This is a genomic window from Spirillospora sp. NPDC052269, assembly GCF_040679435.1.
In the GTDB taxonomy this organism is placed as follows: Bacteria; Actinomycetota; Actinomycetes; order Streptosporangiales; family Streptosporangiaceae; genus Spirillospora.
On record NZ_JBFAUU010000002.1, the window covers coordinates 564,611 to 581,197 of the forward strand.

Consider the following 16,587-nt stretch of genomic DNA (forward strand, 5'->3'; position numbering starts at 1 on the left):
GTCCCGGGAACGGCATCCCGTCCCACAAGCCGGCAGGAGACGGACAAGCGATGGACATGGGAAAGGCCCGCACCTTCCGGTGCGGGCCTTTCCCACGCCTCGCTTTCGCGATCGACTTCACTCACCTCGAAGAGGCGAGGGAGTTGATCACTCCTTGTTGAAGTTGACCGCGCCCTCGATCGGCGGCGGGCTGTCCGGCACCGCGTTCGGCTTCGGAACGCCCTTGAAGGTGAACTTCGCGTTCTCGCCGGTGCCTTCGGTACCGACGATGATGATCTGTCCGGCCGTCAGCTCGCCGTAGAGGATCTTCTCGGAGAGGTTGTCCTCGATCTCGCGCTGGATCGTCCGGCGCAGCGGCCGGGCGCCCAGCACGGGGTCGTAGCCGCGTTCGGCGAGCAGGTCCTTGGCCTCGGGCTTGAGCTCGAGGCCCATGTCGCGGTCCTTGAGGCGCTCGTCGACCTTGGCGATCATCAGATCGACGATCTGGATGATCTCCTTCGGGGTGAGCTGGTGGAACACCACGATGTCGTCGACACGGTTGAGGAACTCGGGCCGGAAGTGCTGCTTGAGCTCCTCCGACACCTTCGACTTCATCCGGTCGTAGTCCCCCTGGGTGTCGTCCTGCCGGGAGAACCCGAGGGACTGGCCCTTGGAGATGTCCCGGGTGCCCAGGTTGGTGGTCATGATGATCACCGTGTTCTTGAAGTCGACCACGCGCCCCTGGGCGTCGGTGAGGCGGCCGTCCTCCAGGATCTGCAACAGGCTGTTGAAGATGTCGGGGTGGGCCTTCTCGATCTCGTCGAACAGCACCACCGAGAACGGCTTGCGGCGGACCTTCTCGGTCAGCTGGCCGCCCTCCTCGTAGCCGACGTATCCGGGCGGGGAGCCGAACAGCCGCGAGACGGTGTGCTTCTCCATGAACTCGGACATGTCGAGCTGGATGAGGGCGTCCTCGTCACCGAACAGGAACTCGGCGAGGGTCTTGGACAGCTCGGTCTTACCGACACCGGACGGGCCGGCGAAGATGAACGAGCCGCCGGGACGCTTGGGGTCCTTCAGACCGGCGCGGGTACGGCGGATCGACTGCGACAGCGCCTTGATCGCGTCTTCCTGACCGATGACGCGGCGGTGCAGCTCGTCCTCCATCCGCAGCAGCCGCGCGGACTCCTCCTCGGTCAGCTTGAACACCGGGATGCCGGTGGCGGTGGCCAGGACCTCGGCGATCAGCTCCTCGGTCACCTCGGCCACGACGTCCATGTCGCCGGCCTTCCACTCCTTCTCCCGCTGCGCCTTCTTCGCCAGCAGCTGCTTCTCCGAGTCCCGGAGCGCGGCGGCCTTCTCGAAGTCCTGCGCGTCGATCGCCGACTCCTTCTCCCGGCGAACGTCGGCGATCTTCTCGTCGTACTCACGCAGGTCCGGCGGCGCGGTCATCCGGCGGATCCGCATTCGCGAGCCCGCCTCGTCGATCAGGTCGATCGCCTTGTCCGGCAGGAACCGGTCGGAGATGTACCGGTCGGCCAGCTGCGCGGCCGCGACCAGCGCCGCGTCGGTGATCGACACGCGGTGGTGCGCCTCGTACCGGTCACGCAGACCCTTGAGGATCTCGATCGTGTGCGACAGCGACGGCTCGGCGACCTGGATCGGCTGGAAGCGGCGCTCGAGCGCGGCGTCCTTCTCCAGGTGCTTGCGGTACTCGTCCAGCGTCGTCGCGCCGATCGTCTGCAGCTCGCCACGAGCCAGCATCGGCTTCAGGATCGACGCCGCGTCGATCGCGCCCTCGGCGGCGCCCGCACCGACCAGCGTGTGGAGCTCGTCGATGAACAGGATGATGTCGCCGCGGGTCCGGATCTCCTTCAGGACCTTCTTCAGCCGCTCCTCGAAATCACCCCGATAGCGAGAACCGGCCACCAGGGCGCCCAGGTCCAGGGTGTAGAGCTGCTTGTCCTTGAGCGTCTCGGGAACCTCGCCCTTGACGATCTTCTGCGCCAAACCCTCGACCACGGCGGTCTTACCGACGCCGGGTTCACCGACGAGAACCGGATTGTTCTTCGTGCGACGCGACAACACCTGCATCACACGTTCGATCTCGGTGTCCCGCCCGATCACCGGGTCGAGCTTGCCCTCACGGGCCGCCTGCGTCAGGTTCCGGCCGAACTGGTCGAGCACAAGGGAGGTGGAGGGGGCCGACTCCGAGGGGCCGCCCGACGACGCGGGCTCCTTGCCACCGGAGTAGCCGTGGAGCAGCTGGATGACCTGCTGCCGCACCCGGTTCAAATCCGCGCCCAGCTTCACCAGAACCTGGGCCGCGACACCCTCGCCCTCCCGGATCAGGCCCAGGAGGATGTGCTCGGTGCCGATGTAGTTGTGCCCCAGCTGCAACGCCTCGCGCAGCGACAGCTCCAGCACCTTCTTGGCCCGCGGAGTGAACGGGATATGCCCCGACGGCGCCTGCTGGCCCTGGCCGATGATCTCCTCGACCTGCTGCCGCACCGCCTCGAGACTGATCCCGAGCGACTCCAGCGCCTTGGCGGCCACACCCTCACCCTCGTGGATCAGACCCAGGAGGATGTGCTCGGTGCCGATGTAGTTGTGGTTGAGCATCCTGGCCTCTTCCTGAGCCAGAACGACAACCCGCCGCGCGCGGTCGGTGAACCTCTCGAACATCTCGTCGCTCCTCACAGAGCGGTTGGGCAGAGTCCGGAACGTCCGAACCTGTCCTTCCGCATGCTAGCCCGCCCCGAGGAGGCCGCCCGGTGCACTCCCACCAGAAGACGTTCCCCAGCTAAGCGCTGTTCATCCTCATCCAACTACCGCACTGATGCGGCATGTTCCCGCTACGCCGCGAGCGAACGGGCCTTTGCCCGGACCGTTCACGAGCACCTCACCAGCACCATTGCGAGGGGTCGGCGTGGTCACAGGGCGGCCTTCCGCTCCGGCGGCCGGTGAAATCACGACCCTTGTACGCCAGAAGCGAACGGCCGGCCGGCGTGATCGGCCGGACCCGAAGCGAACGTTCGTCCTTCTTGGCCCACTTCCGGGCCCCACTTCAAGATCAATCCGTCCGGTCCGTTCGCGCAATGCGAACGGCCCGCCTCGCGTCGCCGCTCACGCGGCGGACGGTGGAAGCGGGCCGGTCGGTCCGGACGGAGCCGGTGCGGGCCGTGACGGTCCGGCAGGCGGGCCCCGGTAACCCCCGCGGGGAGAACCTCCCCGCTCCCGCCGCGCCGGTTCCGGTCGGCCATGACGGCCGACCGGCGCCGCTAGTTGGCGGCCTCGTACTGCTCGATCACGTTGGCCGGGATACGGCCGCGCTCGTTGACCTTGATGCCGCGGGCCTTGGCCCAGGCACGGATCTCGGCGCTGCGCTCACGGCTGGACGCGCCGCGCTGGCGCCGACGGCGCTGGGTTCCCGCCTTGCGGGACACCTCCACGAACGGCTGAAGAGAATCCCGCAGCTTCTTCGCATTGGCGCTACTGAGGTCGATCTCGTAGGAGGCGCCGTCGATCGAGAACGCTACGGTCTCGTCCGCCTCGCCACCGTCGAGGTCGTCGACGAGAAGCACCTGAACCTTCTGTGCCATGAGGACAGACCTTTCAGACTGGAGCAAACTGCATTCGGCTGCAAACATATACCTCGAAGCGCGTCGATGACAATTCGACACCCGCGATGAAGTTTGCTTCCCCTACGGTAACTCATCGTAATCGGACACCATCCGAATCGAGCATGATCCGGTGCATCCGGGCGGGACGCCTCCGCCGATCGGGAAAAAACCGGGGCGGGCCGCTTAACGGCCGGGGCCCGATCGTCCCACGAGCCGCCGATTAACCCCGACGTAACGCCCCTAACCGCCCGCCTGCCTGGGAGGGGAAGCCGGGCCGAAGACGGCCCAAAGCCGTGCGGAACGGCGGCGGGAGGGCGGCTCGGAAGAGATGGCGGCCCGGAAGAGATACCGAAGGCGGCCGGAAGTCGAACGCAAGACAGACGTGAAGGTCTCTCGAAGCCGACGTGAACCCTGCGGCGGCGCGGGACCGGGCAAACTCTCGCCTCCGAGACCGCGGCGGGCGAAACTCTCCAACGCCTCCAGGCGTTCCAAGGGGGGCGCCGCCCGCGGGTGGCCCGGATCACAACTCCCTCATGTAAGGGGATTTGTGCGCATTATGTCAATCGATGGTGTTCTTCACCACGCCGGTACCCGCCATCCGGTCGTGGAGGGCCCTCCGCTCGGGCCCGCGGAACGCCGTCGCCACGTTCACGACCCAGAGAATTCCGGCCAGCAGGCCGAGCACCGGAACCGGCCGCAGCGCGATCGGGACGGCGTACACGGCGGCCCGCAGGGCGGCGCGCGCCGGGTCCGGGCGGGAGCCGTCCGCGGTGACGACGCGGACGCCCGCGAGCCGCTTGCCGGGCGTCCGCCCCCACAGCGCGAGCTGGACGGCGTCGTACACGAGCAGGGCGGACGCGACGGAGGTCGGGGACCAGTGGTCCGCCGTGTCGTGCGGCAGGACCGCCCGCAGCACCAGCACCACGGGCAGCCCGACGATCAACGTGTCGACGATCCGGGCGAGCAGCCGCTGCCCCGGCTCGGCGAGGATCCCGTCCTCGCCGGACGCGGCCCCGGACGCCGCGACGGCCGCATCGCCCGCCGGAGCGGCCGCGACGCCCTCGGCGGCGGCCGCTCCGGGAACCCCCGGCTCACCGGAGCGTCCGTCCCGCTGTTCCTCCGGGGCGGTCATGCCCTAACCCTCGTAACCACCACGGCCTGACTGGCCGCTTTCGTAGGACGATCCATATCCCTGGTCGTAGCCCTGCTCATAACCCGCGTCCCCGTATCCCGCTCGTTCGTCGATGACGACGGTTCCGGCGAGCCGGTCATGCATGGCCTGGTGCAGCGGCTCGTCCCAGATGGCCCACAGATAGGCCATCAGCATGCCGCCCACGACGAGCAGTTCGCCGGTGAACGCGTAGTCCCAGACCTTCACCGCGAGGATGAGAAAGAAGAAGACGCCGATCTGGTAGCCGATGTTGTTGACGGCCGCGCGCCAGACCGCGTGGGCGCTGCTGAGCGGTTCGCCCAAGGGCTGCGCGCGGACGACGCCGATCCCGAGCCAGCGCTTCCCGAGCGTCCGGCCCCACATCGACAACTGGACGGCCTCGTAGACGAACGGAAGGACCGCCATCACCGCGAAGAGGGTGATGAAGATCGGCCAATTCCAGATCCCGCCCTCGTTCGCGGTCTTCTTGCTCGACCCGCCGGCGCCCGTGGCGGCGAGGGTGACCGGCAGGACGAGCGCGAAACCGAATGCCGACACGATGATGTTGTCGATGATTCGCGCGCCCGCGCGGCGCAGGATCGGCGCGTGGACGAGTTCGGGGGGCGCCGCCTCCTCGTATTGATGGCCGGACGACTCGTACCCGGAGGCGGTGTACTCGTTGGCGGCGTAGTCGTTGGCCGCGTACTCGTTGCCGGTGTACTCGTTGGCGGCGTAGTCGGTCGTCTGGTTCGCGGCGCCCTCGTTCCAGGACGGCTGCCCGCCGCGTTCCCATTGCTGGGTCCTCGGCTGCGGGTGCCCGTCCCATTGGTCGGGCTGCTGCTGCCACTGCTGCGGCGCGGGCTGGTGGGACGGCTGCTGCCACTGTTGCTGTTGCGGCGGCGAACCGTACGAGGGGTCACCATGGGACGGCTGGTCGTGCCGTCCCCGGCGGGGGAAGTCACTCATGGGTCAATCCTCCAGGCGGAGCAGCATCCGGGTGTTTCCCAACGTATTGGGCTTCACCCGGTCGAGGTCCAAGAACTCGGCCACGCCTTCGTCGTAGGAGCGCAGCAGTTCCTCGTAGACCTCGTGGGACACGGGGGTTCCGAGAATCGGGCGGAATCCGTGGCGGGCGAAGAACTCCACCTCGAACGTCAGGCAGAACACGCGGCGGACGCCGAGCTCGCGCGCGGTCTCCAGCAGCCGGGTCACGATCCGGTGCCCGACTCCGCGGCCGCCGTGCCCCTCGGCGACGGCGACCGAACGGACCTCGGCGAGGTCCTCCCACATCACATGGAGGCCGCCGCAGCCGATGATCGGCGCGTGCCCGTCCGGCCCGGCGGCCTGAAGGTCCTGGGCGACCCAGAACTCCTGGACGTCCTCGTACAGCGAGACCGTCGTCTTGCGCAGCATGCGCGGCCCGGGACCGGCGTGACCGCCGATCAGCCGGGCGATCTCCTCGACGTCGGGCGTGCGGGCCCGCCTGATCACCACTTCCACAAGCAGGCGACGCTATCGGACTCGGCGGGGTGGACGCGGTGCCGGGCGGCGGCATGGGCCGGCGGACGCCCTCCGGCGTGGCCGGGGTGACAGAACACTGCCCGGCGCGGGGATGTACCAGGCACTTCACCAGAAGGACGGCGGCCTGCCCGGCTTTTCGCATGTTCTGGTTGGCATCCCCTTCCCGCTCCGTTAGTGTCCGGCTCTGAATCGGGTTTCGGACCGTAGCCGACCCGATCCGCCGAGTGCTCGGACCGCAGCCTGCCGTCCGGGAGCCGGGGACCCGCCTTCGACGACACCGCGGCATGGCCGCGCCGGTCGCCGTCCGGGGTGAATCCGCCGAACGTCCGCGTTCACCGCACCCGCGGTGGCCGCGCCACGCGAACAGGCCGACGGGCTGCTCCTGCCCGAACCCGACAGCTAACCCGGTAGGCGGACGAGGAGAGGAGATTTCGTGGAGCCATCGCGCCCTGCTTCATTTCCACACGCGCACCGGACCGGAACCCGCCGGGCCGGAGGCCGGGAGGCCGCCACCCGCCGGGCCGCGTACCGGCATGCCGCCACTCGCCGCGCAGCCGCCGCGACCGGCCTGGCCGTCGCGCTGAGCGCCGCTCCGCCGGGCCTCGCCGCGCACGCCGACTCCAAGCCGTCCGGCGACAAAGAACTCACCTCGCAGGCGCTCCGGCTCGCCGATCAGTTAGAGCGGCTCACCGAGCAGTACAACGGGCTCAGGGTGAAGCTGAGGGAGACGCAGACGGCCGCCAAGGCGGCGACGGCGAACTCGCGGCAGCAGAACGCGACCCTCGCGACCCTCCGCACCCGGATCAGCCGCCTGGCGGCGGCGACCTACATGCAGGGCGGCGGGACCGACCCGGCCGTGTCGTTCGTCGTCTCGAAGAACCCGCAGCAGGTCCTCGACCGGGCCGCGACCCTGCGGTACTTCGCCACCCAGAGCAGCACGCGGTTCGTCAGCCTCCTCCAGACGATGCAGGCGGCCGACCGCGCGTTCAAGGCCGCGCAGGAGCGCGCGCAGGAGGTGACCGCCCTGCGCGGGCAGGTGGACGCGCAGCGCACGAAGGTCTCCACCGCGTACGAGAGGATCCGCGGGCGGCTCGTGAAGCACGACCCGGGATCGGTCGCGAAGCTGCCGGTCGTCGGCGACGACGTCGGCGCCCGGGCGCTCCGGCTCGCGATGACCAAGATCGGCGACCCGTACGTGTGGGGCGCGTCGGGGCCGTCCAGCTTCGACTGCTCCGGCCTGGTCATGTGGGCCTTCGAGCAGCTCGGCGTGAACCTGCCGCACTACACCGGCGACCAGTGGAACGCGGGCCCGCACGTCTCCCGCGACCAGCTGCGTCCCGGCGACCTGGTCTTCTTCTATCCCGACCTGCACCACATCGGGATGTACGTCGGCGCCGGGAAGATCCTGCACGCTCCGCACACCGGCGACGTCGTCAAGATCGACGACCTGGCCGGACGTCCGTTCGCCGGGGCCGTCCGCATCGCCCGCTGAGACCGGGCGGGGGCCGTCCCGACGCGCCGTTTCCCGACGAGCCGCGTCCTGCGGCGACGCCCGGGGCAGGGGAGCATCACTGCCTCGACGGGACGTCGCCGCCACGGGGACGGACGGGGCGCTCGTCGGTTCGGCCGGGACGCCATCGGTGCGGCGTCGCCCGCAGCGTCGTCCGCTGGGACGGGCCGTACCTCCCGGCCTGGTCGGTCAGAGTCAGATCAACTGCCTTCGGGCCGCCCACACCACGGCCTCGATAGGGGTGTTGACCTCGAGCCGGTCGCAGATGGTCCGCAGCCGGCGGCGCAGTGTCCGTGCGCTCAGTTCCAGTTTGCGTGCCGCCACATCAGCGGTGACACCGCTGGCGATCTGGGCGAGAAGCTTGATCTCCTCCTCGTTCAGCCGCAGTTCGTCGGTGCCACGACGTACGAGTGTGGCCTGTTCCACTCCGTCCTCCCTCGTTCGAGGTGATGACCGCGGGGATGCAGCCGCCTGCTGCACAGGCACGGGTAGGCCGATGTCTACGCGTCGGGTTGCCGGGGTCCGGATCGCTCCGGACCAGATCATCGATTCGTGGTTCGGCGTGCTTGGCCGGAGGTGGCCGCCTGCGAGAACGGGTCGCGGGACGGGGGAACTCCGGGTCACGATTCAGTCGTTGAGCGTCCGAACACCGGCGCGCCGACCGGCGCGGAGGATTCGACCGCACGGCCGCGGACGGGGCCGACGCGGCGGTGCGCGCCACGTCCGGGACGGGTCATGATCGCCAGCCATCCAACCCACCCTTTCTCGCCCGATCCGACGACCCCCGTTAGGGTGAAGATCGTGAATCGTTTCAAGCTACGCTTCGGCTCGGAACGCTAGGCGGCCGGATCCGGCCCGTCAAGCGCCGATTGCGCACGCTGTGTGCTTGTATGGACTCTGCGAGTGACGGCCCGTTCGGAAGTGATCCGCGGCATACCTCATGACCTGCGGAAACAGTTCCGGGGCGGACGAGGAGTGAGTTGCCACAGACCAGTATCCGGGAGGTTGCGAGGCGTGCCGGGGTCTCAGTTGGGACCGTTTCGAATGTCCTAAACCGGCCAGACTTGGTGGCCGAAGCTACCCGTGACCGCGTCCGCGCGGCGATCAAGGAGCTCGGCTTCGTCCGCAACGAGTCCGCGCGACGGCTCCGGCAGGGGCCCGCGGCGCATCCCGAGCCCCCCGCCGAAGCCCCGCCCTCCCGTGCTCCCGCCTACGGGGTCCTCGTCGAGGACCTCACCAATCCCTACGCCTCCGATGTCGCGCGCGGCGCCGAGCGCGCGCTGAACAAGGCCGGCCGCGACGTGCTGTGGCTGTCCAGTGACCACGACCCCGCCAAGGAGCGGCGCGGCCTCGACCTGCTTGCCGCGCAGCGCACCGAGGGCGTCCTGGTGATCCCGGTCGGGTTGGACGACGCCGGCGTCGAGCGGCTGCGCGCCGCCGGGATGTCGGTCGTGCTGCTCGACCACGCCCGTCCCGGCGTCTGCTCGGCGCGCGTGGACCATGTCGCGGGCGGCGCCGTCGCGGCGGACCGGCTGCTCGCGCTCGGCCGCCGCAGGATCGCGTTCGTCAGCGGACGCCCGGAGCCGGTTCCGGTGGTCGACCGCCGCAAGGGCGCGGCGCGCACGATCGCGGGCGCGGGCGCCGGAACGCTCCCGCTGTTCACGATGGACGCGCTGACCCCGACCGAGGGGCAGGCCGCCGCGCGCCTGCTGCTCGGGCTTCCCGAGGTGCCGGACGCCGTGTTCTGCGCCAACGACCTGCTCGCCATCGGCCTGATCAACGAGCTGATCCGGCTCGGCGTCCGGGTCCCGGACGACATCGCCGTGATCGGTTACGACGACATCGAGCTCGCCGCGTCTGCCGCGGTGCCGCTCACGACCGTCCGGCAGCCGCGCCGGGAACTCGGCCGCGCCGCCGCGGAGCTGGCGCTCGCCGAGACCGCGGAGGGCGCCGCCCACACCCACCGCCAGCTCGTCCTGACCCCCGAACTCATCCTCCGCGACTCCGCCTGATCTCCGAGCCGACCCCGCCGCCCCGCCCTCCGCCCCCTGCCGCTCCCTTGGGTTCGCCACCCTCGTTCGCCGCGTGCGGCCATTGACAGAATGCTGTTCGGTCTGCGTGGCTGGACGCATGGCGACGACCGGTGTGCCCGGGGCGCGGGCGATTCTGGGGTTCGATCCGTCCGATCCGGCGTTCCGCGCCGACCCGTACGCCGCGTACCGGCGGACGGCGGAGGCGGGGACGCTGACGCGCACGGAGGCCGGGCTGTGGGTCACGGCGTCCTACGGGCTCTGTGAGAGCGTCCTGCGGGACCACCGGTTCGGGCACCGGCCGGACGGCCCGGACGGCGGGTGGCGGCGTTCGGCCGGGGCGCGGCGCTCGTTCCTCACCATGGACCCGCCCGACCACACCCGGCTCCGGCGGCTGGTCGGGCGCGCGTTCACCCCGCGGCTGGTCGAGCGGCTCCGGCCGCGCGTCGAGGAGATCGTGGACGGCCTGCTCACCGGCACCGCCGGACGGCCCTTCGATCTGGTCGCGGACCTCGCCCACCCGCTGCCGGTGATCATCATCAGTGAGCTGCTGGGCGTCCCGGCGGAGGACCGGGAGCGGTTCCGCGGCTGGTCGGACGCCCTGGCGCGCGGACTCGACCCCGACTTCCTGCTCCCGCCGGACGATCTGGCCAGGCGGGAGGAGGCGCGCGAGGAGTTCGGCGTGTACTTCCGCGACCTGGCCGCGCGCCGCCGCGACGAGCCGCGCGACGACCTGCTCAGCGCACTGACGGCGTCCCACGACGGGGAGGCGCTGACCGAGGCCGAGCTGCTGGCGACGTGCGTCCTGCTGCTGGTCGCGGGCCACGAGACGACCGTGAACCTGATCGGGAACGGCGCGCTGGCGCTGCTGCGGAACCCGGAACAGCTCGCCTGGTTCCGGGAGCATCCGGACGGGACGGCGGTCGCCGTCGAGGAGCTGCTCCGGTACGACCCGCCCGTCCAGTTCACCGTCCGGGCGGCGCTGGAGGACGTCGAACTCGCCGGGACGCCGATCCGCAAGGGCGAACTCGTCCTGCTGCTGACCGGCGCGGCGAACCGCGACCCGGCGGCGTTCCCGGAACACCCGGACGAACTGGACCTCACCCGGTACGCGAATGCCGAGACCGCACGCCATCTGGCGTTCGGCCTCGGCATCCACTACTGCCTCGGCGCTCCCCTCGCCCGGCTGGAGGGCGGGGTCGCGCTGCGCGAGCTGTTCGCGCGCGACGTCGTCCCGGCGGGCGGCGCTCTCGACGAGCCGTCCTACCGGGACAACATCGTGCTGCGCGGACTCGCCGAACTATCTCTCACTATTCGGGCTTGACCAGGGGGAACAGGATGGTGTCCCGGATCCCCTTGCCGGTGAACGCCATGATCATCCGGTCGATGCCGGCGCCCATCCCGCCGGTCGGCGGCATCGCGTACTCCAGCGCGCGCAGGAAGTCCTCGTCGAGCTGCATGGCCTCGGCGTCGCCGCCGGCGGCCAGCAGGGACTGCTCGGTGAGGCGGCGGCGCTGCTCGACCGGGTCGATCAGCTCGGAGTAGGCGGTGCCGAGCTCGGTGCCGAACCCGATGAGGTCCCACTTCTCGGTGAGCAGCGGCTCGTTCCGGTGCTGCCGGGTGAGCGGCGAGGTCTCGACCGGGTAGTCCATGACGAACGTCGGCTGGATCAGGGTGTGCTCGATGAGCTCCTCGAAGAGCTCCTGGACGAGCCTGCCCTGGCCCCACTTGGCGTCCGGCTTGATGCCGTGCGCCTCGGCGATCTTGCGGACGGCCTCGATCGGGGTGTGCGGGGTGATCTCCTCGCCGACCCGCTCCGACACCGAGCCGAACAGCGTGATCCGCGGCCACTCCGCGAGGCCGAGGTCGACCTCGACGTCGCCGTGCCGCACCACGGTCGTGCCGAGGGCCGCGACGACGGCCTTCTGGTACATCCGCTGGGTGAGGTCGGCCATGTCGTTGTAGTCGAGGTAGGCGCCGTACGCCTCGAGCATCGTGAACTCGGGGTTGTGCGTGGAGTCGGCGCCCTCGTTCCGGAAGTTCCGGCTGACCTCGAAGACCTTCTCGATGCCCCCGACGGCGAGCCGCTTGAGGTACAGCTCGATCGCGATCCGGAGGTACAGCTCCATGTCGTAGGCGTTGATGTGGGTCTTGAACGGCCGCGCCGCCGCCCCGCCGTGGATCGGCTGGAGCATGGGCGTCTCGACCTCGAGGTAGCCCTCCTCGTGCCAGAAGTCCCGGACGGCGCGCACGGTGCGGCTGCGCAGCCGGGCCATCTCGCGGGCCTCGTCGTTGACGATCAGGTCGACGTACCGCATCCGGACCCGCGCCTCGGGGTCGGTGAGCCCGGCGTGCTTCTCCGGCAGCGGGCGCAGGCACTTGGCGGTGATCTCGAACGAGCCCGCCATGATCGACAGCTCGCCGCGCCGGGACGTGATGACCTCGCCGGTCACCCCGATGTGGTCGCCGAGGTCGACCTCGCGCTTCCAGAACTCCAGCCGCTCCTCGCCGACGTTGGCGAGCGACACCATCACCTGGACGTCGCCGGAGCCGTCCCGGATGGTGGCGAAGCACAGCTTGCCGCTGTTGCGGACGAGCATGACGCGGCCGGCCACGCCCACCGTCTCGCCGGTCTCGGTGCCGGGTTCCAGATCGGGGTGTTTCGCGCGGACCTCGGCGATGGTCGCCGTGCGGGGGTAGGTCACCGGGTACGGGTCGACGCCGGACTCGCGGAGCCGGTCGAGCTTCTCCCGGCGCACCCGCATCTGCTCGGGCAGGTCGTCGTAGGTCTCGTCACTCACGGCCCAAGGCTACCGACCCGCCGCCGCTGGGCGGGAATCGATTCCCGCCCAGCGGCGTCTCAGGGGCGCGGAAGGGCGGGCGGAGGGACGAGGGCGGGGCCGAGATCGCGGGCCAGGGCGACGGCCAGGGAGCGGAACGCCCGGACCTCCAGGCGCGTGTCGTCCCGGCGGGCGGCGAGGACGCTGTGCTCCCACGGCGCGTCCAGGAGTGGGACGAACCGGACACCCGGCCAGCTGTAGAAGCGGACGAAGGAGTAGAGGCCGGAGCTGAGGCCGCGTCCGGCGGCGGTGCCGGTCAGGACGTCCTGCGGGGTGCGGACGCCCTCGGGGTTGAGCCGCGGCGGCTCCCCGTTGCGTCCGGCGGAGAAGTAGAGGTAGTCGGCGAAGGCGCGGGACACGCCGTCCGGGAGGCCGAGGAACGGCTGGTCGATGACGTCCGCCACACGCAGGGCCTCGGCGTCGGCAAGGGGGCTGCGCTCGGGGACGGTGATGATCCGCGGCTCGGTGGTCATCGGGTCGGACACGATGCGCTCGTCGTCCGGCGGGGGACGCAGGAACGCCACGTCCACCCGGCCTTCGACCAGCGCCGCGACATGATCGGTGAAGTCGAGGCTGACCACGGTGACGGGGGTCTCGGGCCGGGCGCGGCGGAACGCGCGCAGGATCGCCGGGGTCAGCTCGGCCGAGCCGTGGACCATGATCCCGACGCGCAGGCCCGTGGGCGGGGCGTCGTCGCGGAGGTCCGCGACCGCGTCGGCGGCGGCGTTGGCGGCCGCGAGCGCGGCGCGCGCGTGCGGGACGAGCCGCTCGCCCGCGTCGGTCAGCCGCAGCGGGGACCGTTCCAGCAGCGGGACGCCGAGCTCCTTCTCCAGCTGCCGGACGTGCCCGGTCACGGCCGGGGGCGACAGGAACAGCCGGGCCGCCGCGCGGGCGAACTGCCCCTCCTCGACCACCGCGAGGAACGAGGCGAGGTGACGGAGTTCCACAGACCCCAAGGTAGCGGGACGGAGCGGACGCTCCTCGTCCGGTTCACGATTCGTGAAGCGTTTTCCGGATGCCGGGGTGCGGTGCGTAAACCGGACGTCATGGCCACTGTCACCTTGCCCCGCGCCCCGTCCGCCTCCACCGAACGCCTCTCCGCCTGGGGTCCGGTGGCGCTGGCGTTGTTCGGGGTCGGCTGGGGCGCCAACCAGTTCGCGTCCCTGCTCGGGCTGTACGCCGACCGGCTGCACCTGGGCAGCGGTGAGACGCGCACGATGTTCGCGATCTACGGCCTCGGTCTCGTCCCCGGCCTGGCCCTGGGCGGGCCGGCGTCCGACCGGTACGGGCGGCGACGGCTGATGCTGCCGTTCGTCTCGATGTCCGCGCTGGTCACGGCCGTCCTGATGGCGGGCGCGGGCGCCCCGTCGCTGCTGTACGCCGGACGGCTCGCCGCGGGCCTGGTCACCGGGGCCGTGCTCGCCGCCGGGACGGCCTGGGTCAAGGAGCTGGCGCCGCGCTCGGGCACCCGCATCACCGCCCTGGCGGTCTCGGCGGGGTTCGGCGCGGGTCCGCTGGCGTCCGCGCTGGTCGCGCAGTGGCTGCCTCATCCGCTGCTGACCGCGTACCTGCCGCACCTGCTGATCATGGCGATCGCCGTGCCGCTGCTCTTCCGGGCGCCTGAGGCGGATCGTCCCGAGGCGTCCGGAGCGGCGCCTGCGGGGCACGCGGCGCACCGGGCCACCCCTTGGGGTGAGTTCTGGGCGGCGGTGGCACCGGTGGCGATCTGGTCGTTCGCGGCGCCTGTGAACGCGTTCACGGTGTTGCCGACCGAGGTGCCCGTCCATCACCTGCGGATCGCGTACGCGGGGCTGATCACGGCGCTCACGCTCGGGGCGGGCATGGTGGCGCAGCCGTTCGCGCGGCGGCTGGAGGCCCGGCATCCCCGGCTGGTCGCGCGGACCGGGCTCGGGCTGACGACCGCGGGGCTGGTGGTCGCCGTGCTGACCCTCGCGTCCGGAATGCCGGTGCTGAACGCCGTCGCGGCCGCGCTGCTGGGGGCGGCGTACGGGTTCGTCCTCACCTACAGCCTGGGCGAGGCGGCGCGGATCGCGGCGCCGGGCGAACTCGCCCGGCTGACCGCGATCGTCTACGCCCTCGTCTACGCCGGCATGTTCACGCCGGTGCTCGTCACCGCGCTGACCGCCCTGGCCCCGATGACGGCCCTGCTCGGGACGGGCGCGGCGCTCGCCGCGCTCTCCCTGGCCTGGATCTGGATCCGGGTCTAACCGGATCCAGGTCTCCCCAGGGGCCCCGGTCTAGCCGATGGTGCCGACGTTGCGCTCGTAGATGAGCCGGAGGCCGACGAGGGTCAGCCAGGGCTCGTGGTGGTCGATCGTGCGGGCCTCGTCCAGGACGAGCGGGGCGAGGCCGCCGGTGGCGATGACGGTCACCTCGTCCGGGTCGTCGGCCAGTTCCGCCGACATCCGGTCGACGATGCCGTCCACCTGGCCGGCGAAGCCGTAGATCAGGCCGGACTGGAGCGCCTCGACGGTGTTCTTGGCGATCACGTTGCGCGGACGCTGCAGCTCGATCTTGTGCAGCTGCGCGCCGCGCACCGAGAGCGCGTCGATGGAGATCTCGATGCCGGGGGCGATCGCGCCGCCGACGTACTCGCCCTTGGCGGACACCGCGTCGAACGTCGTGGCCGTCCCGAAGTCGACCACGACCGCCGGGCCGCCGTGCATGTGCACGGCGGCGAGCGAGTTCACGATGCGGTCGGCCCCGACCTCCTTCGGGTTGTCCATCCGGACGGGGACGCCGGTCTTCACGCCGGGCTCCACGATCACCGCCGGGACGTCGCCGTAGTACCGGCGGCACATCTCACGCATCTCGTGCAGAACGGACGGCACCGTGGAGCACAGCGCGATGCCGCTGATGTCGGTGTCGGCGAGCAGCGGGCTCTGCTGGACGAGCCCCTGGAGCACCACGGCGATCTCGTCCGCGGTGCGGCGCGGGTCGGTGTTGATCCGCCAGTGCTCGATGACCTCCTCGCCCTCGAACAGGCCGAGGACGGTCTGGGTGTTACCGACGTCGATGGTGAGCAGCATCAGGTCCCCGCTGATCAGGAGAAGTCAAGGCCGATGTCGAACACGCGCGCCGAATGCGTCAGCGCACCCACCGCAAGGTAGTCGACGCCAGTCACGGCGGCATCTCGGGCCCCGTCCAAGGTCAGCCCGCCGGACGCCTCCAGCTCGGCCCGGCCGTCCACGAGCCGGACGGCCTCGAACATCGTGTCCTGGTCCATGTTGTCGAGCAGGAGGGACGTCGCGCCGACCTCGACGGCCTCGCGGACCTGGTCCAGCGTGTCGCACTCCACCTGGATGTGGAGGGCGGGGTAGGCCGCGCGGATCGCCTCGTACGCCTTGGTCACCGAACCGGCCGCGGCGATGTGGTTGTCCTTGACGAGCGCCGAGTCGGACAGGCCCATCCGGTGGTTCACGCCGCCGCCGCAGCGCACCGCGTACTTCTGGACGGCCCGCAGCCCCGGCAGCGTCTTGCGGGTGTCCCGGACGCGCGCGTTGGTGCCCTCGATCGCGTCCGCCCAGGCACGCGTCGCGGTCGCGATGCCGGACAGGTGGGTGAGCAGGTTCAGCGCGATCCGCTCGGCCCGCAGGACGGCCCTGGTCGGCCCGGAGACCGAGATCAGCACCTGCCCCCTCGTCACCCGGTCGCCGTCGGACGCCTTGGCCTCGGCGTCGATGCCGAGCAGGTCGAACACGACCTCGGCGACCGGGATCCCGGCGACCACGCCGTCCTCGCGGGCGGTGAAGTCGCCGGTGGACCGCTCGTCCGGGCCGAAGATCGGCGTGCTGGTCACGTCGACCGGGCCGTCCTCGGAAAGGGCCGTCCGCACCAGCCGTTCGACGGCCTCGGGGTCCAGGTCGGCCGCCCGCAGGCGGTCGGCGAGTTCCGCTTCCATCCTCGGTTCCTC

At 70.8% G+C, this 16,587-nt stretch carries 14 protein-coding genes; 4 read left to right on the plus strand and 10 right to left on the minus strand.

Translation table 11 applies throughout. The annotated features are described in order from the left end of the window. Positions 1-147: 147 nt before the first annotated feature. From AB0L06_RS06090 to AB0L06_RS06110, 5 genes are all read right to left on the minus strand, one after another. On the minus strand, positions 148-2,664 hold the full coding sequence (locus tag AB0L06_RS06090) for an ATP-dependent Clp protease ATP-binding subunit (protein WP_500229797.1): 2,517 nt from the start codon (positions 2,662-2,664) through the stop codon (positions 148-150). A 596-nt stretch (positions 2,665-3,260) separates the two neighbouring features. Continuing rightward, positions 3,261-3,581 carry a histone-like nucleoid-structuring protein Lsr2 gene (locus tag AB0L06_RS06095; protein WP_026414171.1) on the minus strand — a complete coding sequence of 107 codons (321 nt, stop codon included), beginning with the start codon at positions 3,579-3,581 and terminating at the stop codon, positions 3,261-3,263. A 580-nt stretch (positions 3,582-4,161) separates the two neighbouring features. Beyond that, entirely contained in the window at positions 4,162-4,734 is a 573-nt protein-coding gene (locus AB0L06_RS06100) for an RDD family protein (protein WP_500229798.1), read from the minus strand. A 3-nt stretch (positions 4,735-4,737) separates the two neighbouring features. Then, positions 4,738-5,718 carry an RDD family protein gene (locus AB0L06_RS06105; protein ID WP_500229799.1) on the minus strand — a complete coding sequence of 327 codons (981 nt, stop codon included), beginning with the start codon at positions 5,716-5,718 and terminating at the stop codon, positions 4,738-4,740. A 3-nt stretch (positions 5,719-5,721) separates the two neighbouring features. Next, on the minus strand, positions 5,722-6,252 hold the full coding sequence (locus AB0L06_RS06110) for an amino-acid N-acetyltransferase (protein WP_500229800.1): 531 nt from the start codon (positions 6,250-6,252) through the stop codon (positions 5,722-5,724). Positions 6,253-6,706: 454 nt separating this feature from the next. Between AB0L06_RS06110 and AB0L06_RS06115 the strand changes: the two genes are divergently transcribed. After that, positions 6,707-7,765, plus strand: coding sequence for a C40 family peptidase (locus AB0L06_RS06115; protein WP_500229801.1), 1,059 nt, complete (start codon positions 6,707-6,709; stop codon positions 7,763-7,765). Positions 7,766-7,978: 213 nt separating this feature from the next. Here AB0L06_RS06115 and AB0L06_RS06120 read toward each other — a convergent pair whose 3' ends face one another. Then, on the minus strand, positions 7,979-8,209 hold the full coding sequence (locus AB0L06_RS06120; RefSeq protein ID WP_500229802.1) for a LuxR family transcriptional regulator: 231 nt from the start codon (positions 8,207-8,209) through the stop codon (positions 7,979-7,981). Positions 8,210-8,763: 554 nt separating this feature from the next. Here AB0L06_RS06120 and AB0L06_RS06125 point away from each other — a divergent pair. Both AB0L06_RS06125 and AB0L06_RS06130 read left to right on the plus strand, forming a co-directional pair. Then, a complete protein-coding gene (locus AB0L06_RS06125) occupies positions 8,764-9,795 on the plus strand; it encodes a LacI family DNA-binding transcriptional regulator (RefSeq protein ID WP_500229803.1) in 1,032 nt (343 codons plus the stop codon). Positions 9,796-9,913: 118 nt separating this feature from the next. Beyond that, positions 9,914-11,137, plus strand: coding sequence for a cytochrome P450 (locus AB0L06_RS06130; protein ID WP_500229804.1), 1,224 nt, complete (start codon positions 9,914-9,916; stop codon positions 11,135-11,137). On the opposite strand, the gene lysX is transcribed toward AB0L06_RS06130, so the two are convergent. Together lysX and AB0L06_RS06140 are read right to left on the minus strand one after the other, a co-directional pair. Then, positions 11,124-12,578, minus strand: coding sequence for a bifunctional lysylphosphatidylglycerol synthetase/lysine--tRNA ligase LysX (gene lysX, locus AB0L06_RS06135; protein WP_500229880.1), 1,455 nt, complete (start codon positions 12,576-12,578; stop codon positions 11,124-11,126). The genes AB0L06_RS06130 and lysX overlap by 14 nt on opposite strands. 95 nt (positions 12,579-12,673) lie before the next feature. Next, positions 12,674-13,600, minus strand: a complete 927-nt coding sequence (locus tag AB0L06_RS06140) for a LysR family transcriptional regulator (protein WP_500229805.1) — start codon at positions 13,598-13,600, stop codon at positions 12,674-12,676. Positions 13,601-13,699: 99 nt separating this feature from the next. On the opposite strand from AB0L06_RS06140, the gene AB0L06_RS06145 reads away from it, so the two are divergent. Then, complete coding sequence (locus AB0L06_RS06145) at positions 13,700-14,881, plus strand: MFS transporter (protein ID WP_500229806.1); 1,182 nt, start codon at positions 13,700-13,702, stop codon at positions 14,879-14,881. Positions 14,882-14,911: 30 nt separating this feature from the next. On the opposite strand, the gene AB0L06_RS06150 is transcribed toward AB0L06_RS06145, so the two are convergent. Further along, entirely contained in the window at positions 14,912-15,703 is a 792-nt protein-coding gene (locus tag AB0L06_RS06150; RefSeq protein ID WP_500229807.1) for a type III pantothenate kinase, read from the minus strand. 14 nt (positions 15,704-15,717) lie between these two features. Beyond that, positions 15,718-16,575 carry a carboxylating nicotinate-nucleotide diphosphorylase gene (gene nadC / locus AB0L06_RS06155; protein ID WP_500229808.1) on the minus strand — a complete coding sequence of 286 codons (858 nt, stop codon included), beginning with the start codon at positions 16,573-16,575 and terminating at the stop codon, positions 15,718-15,720. Positions 16,576-16,587: the final 12 nt, after the last annotated feature.

Coding starts and splice junctions, on each gene's coding strand:
- AB0L06_RS06090 (WP_500229797.1), bottom strand. CDS start 2,664: ATGTTCGAGAGGTTCACCGACCGCGCGCGGCGGGTTGTCGTTCTGGCT.
- AB0L06_RS06095 (WP_026414171.1), bottom strand. CDS start 3,581: ATGGCACAGAAGGTTCAGGTGCTTCTCGTCGACGACCTCGACGGTGGC.
- AB0L06_RS06100 (WP_500229798.1), bottom strand. CDS start 4,734: ATGACCGCCCCGGAGGAACAGCGGGACGGACGCTCCGGTGAGCCGGGG.
- AB0L06_RS06105 (WP_500229799.1), bottom strand. CDS start 5,718: ATGAGTGACTTCCCCCGCCGGGGACGGCACGACCAGCCGTCCCATGGT.
- AB0L06_RS06130 (WP_500229804.1), top strand. CDS start 9,914: ATGGCGACGACCGGTGTGCCCGGGGCGCGGGCGATTCTGGGGTTCGAT.
- lysX (WP_500229880.1), bottom strand. CDS start 12,578: ATGCGGGTGCGCCGGGAGAAGCTCGACCGGCTCCGCGAGTCCGGCGTC.
- AB0L06_RS06145 (WP_500229806.1), top strand. CDS start 13,700: ATGGCCACTGTCACCTTGCCCCGCGCCCCGTCCGCCTCCACCGAACGC.
- AB0L06_RS06150 (WP_500229807.1), bottom strand. CDS start 15,703: ATGCTGCTCACCATCGACGTCGGTAACACCCAGACCGTCCTCGGCCTG.
- nadC (WP_500229808.1), bottom strand. CDS start 16,575: ATGGAAGCGGAACTCGCCGACCGCCTGCGGGCGGCCGACCTGGACCCC.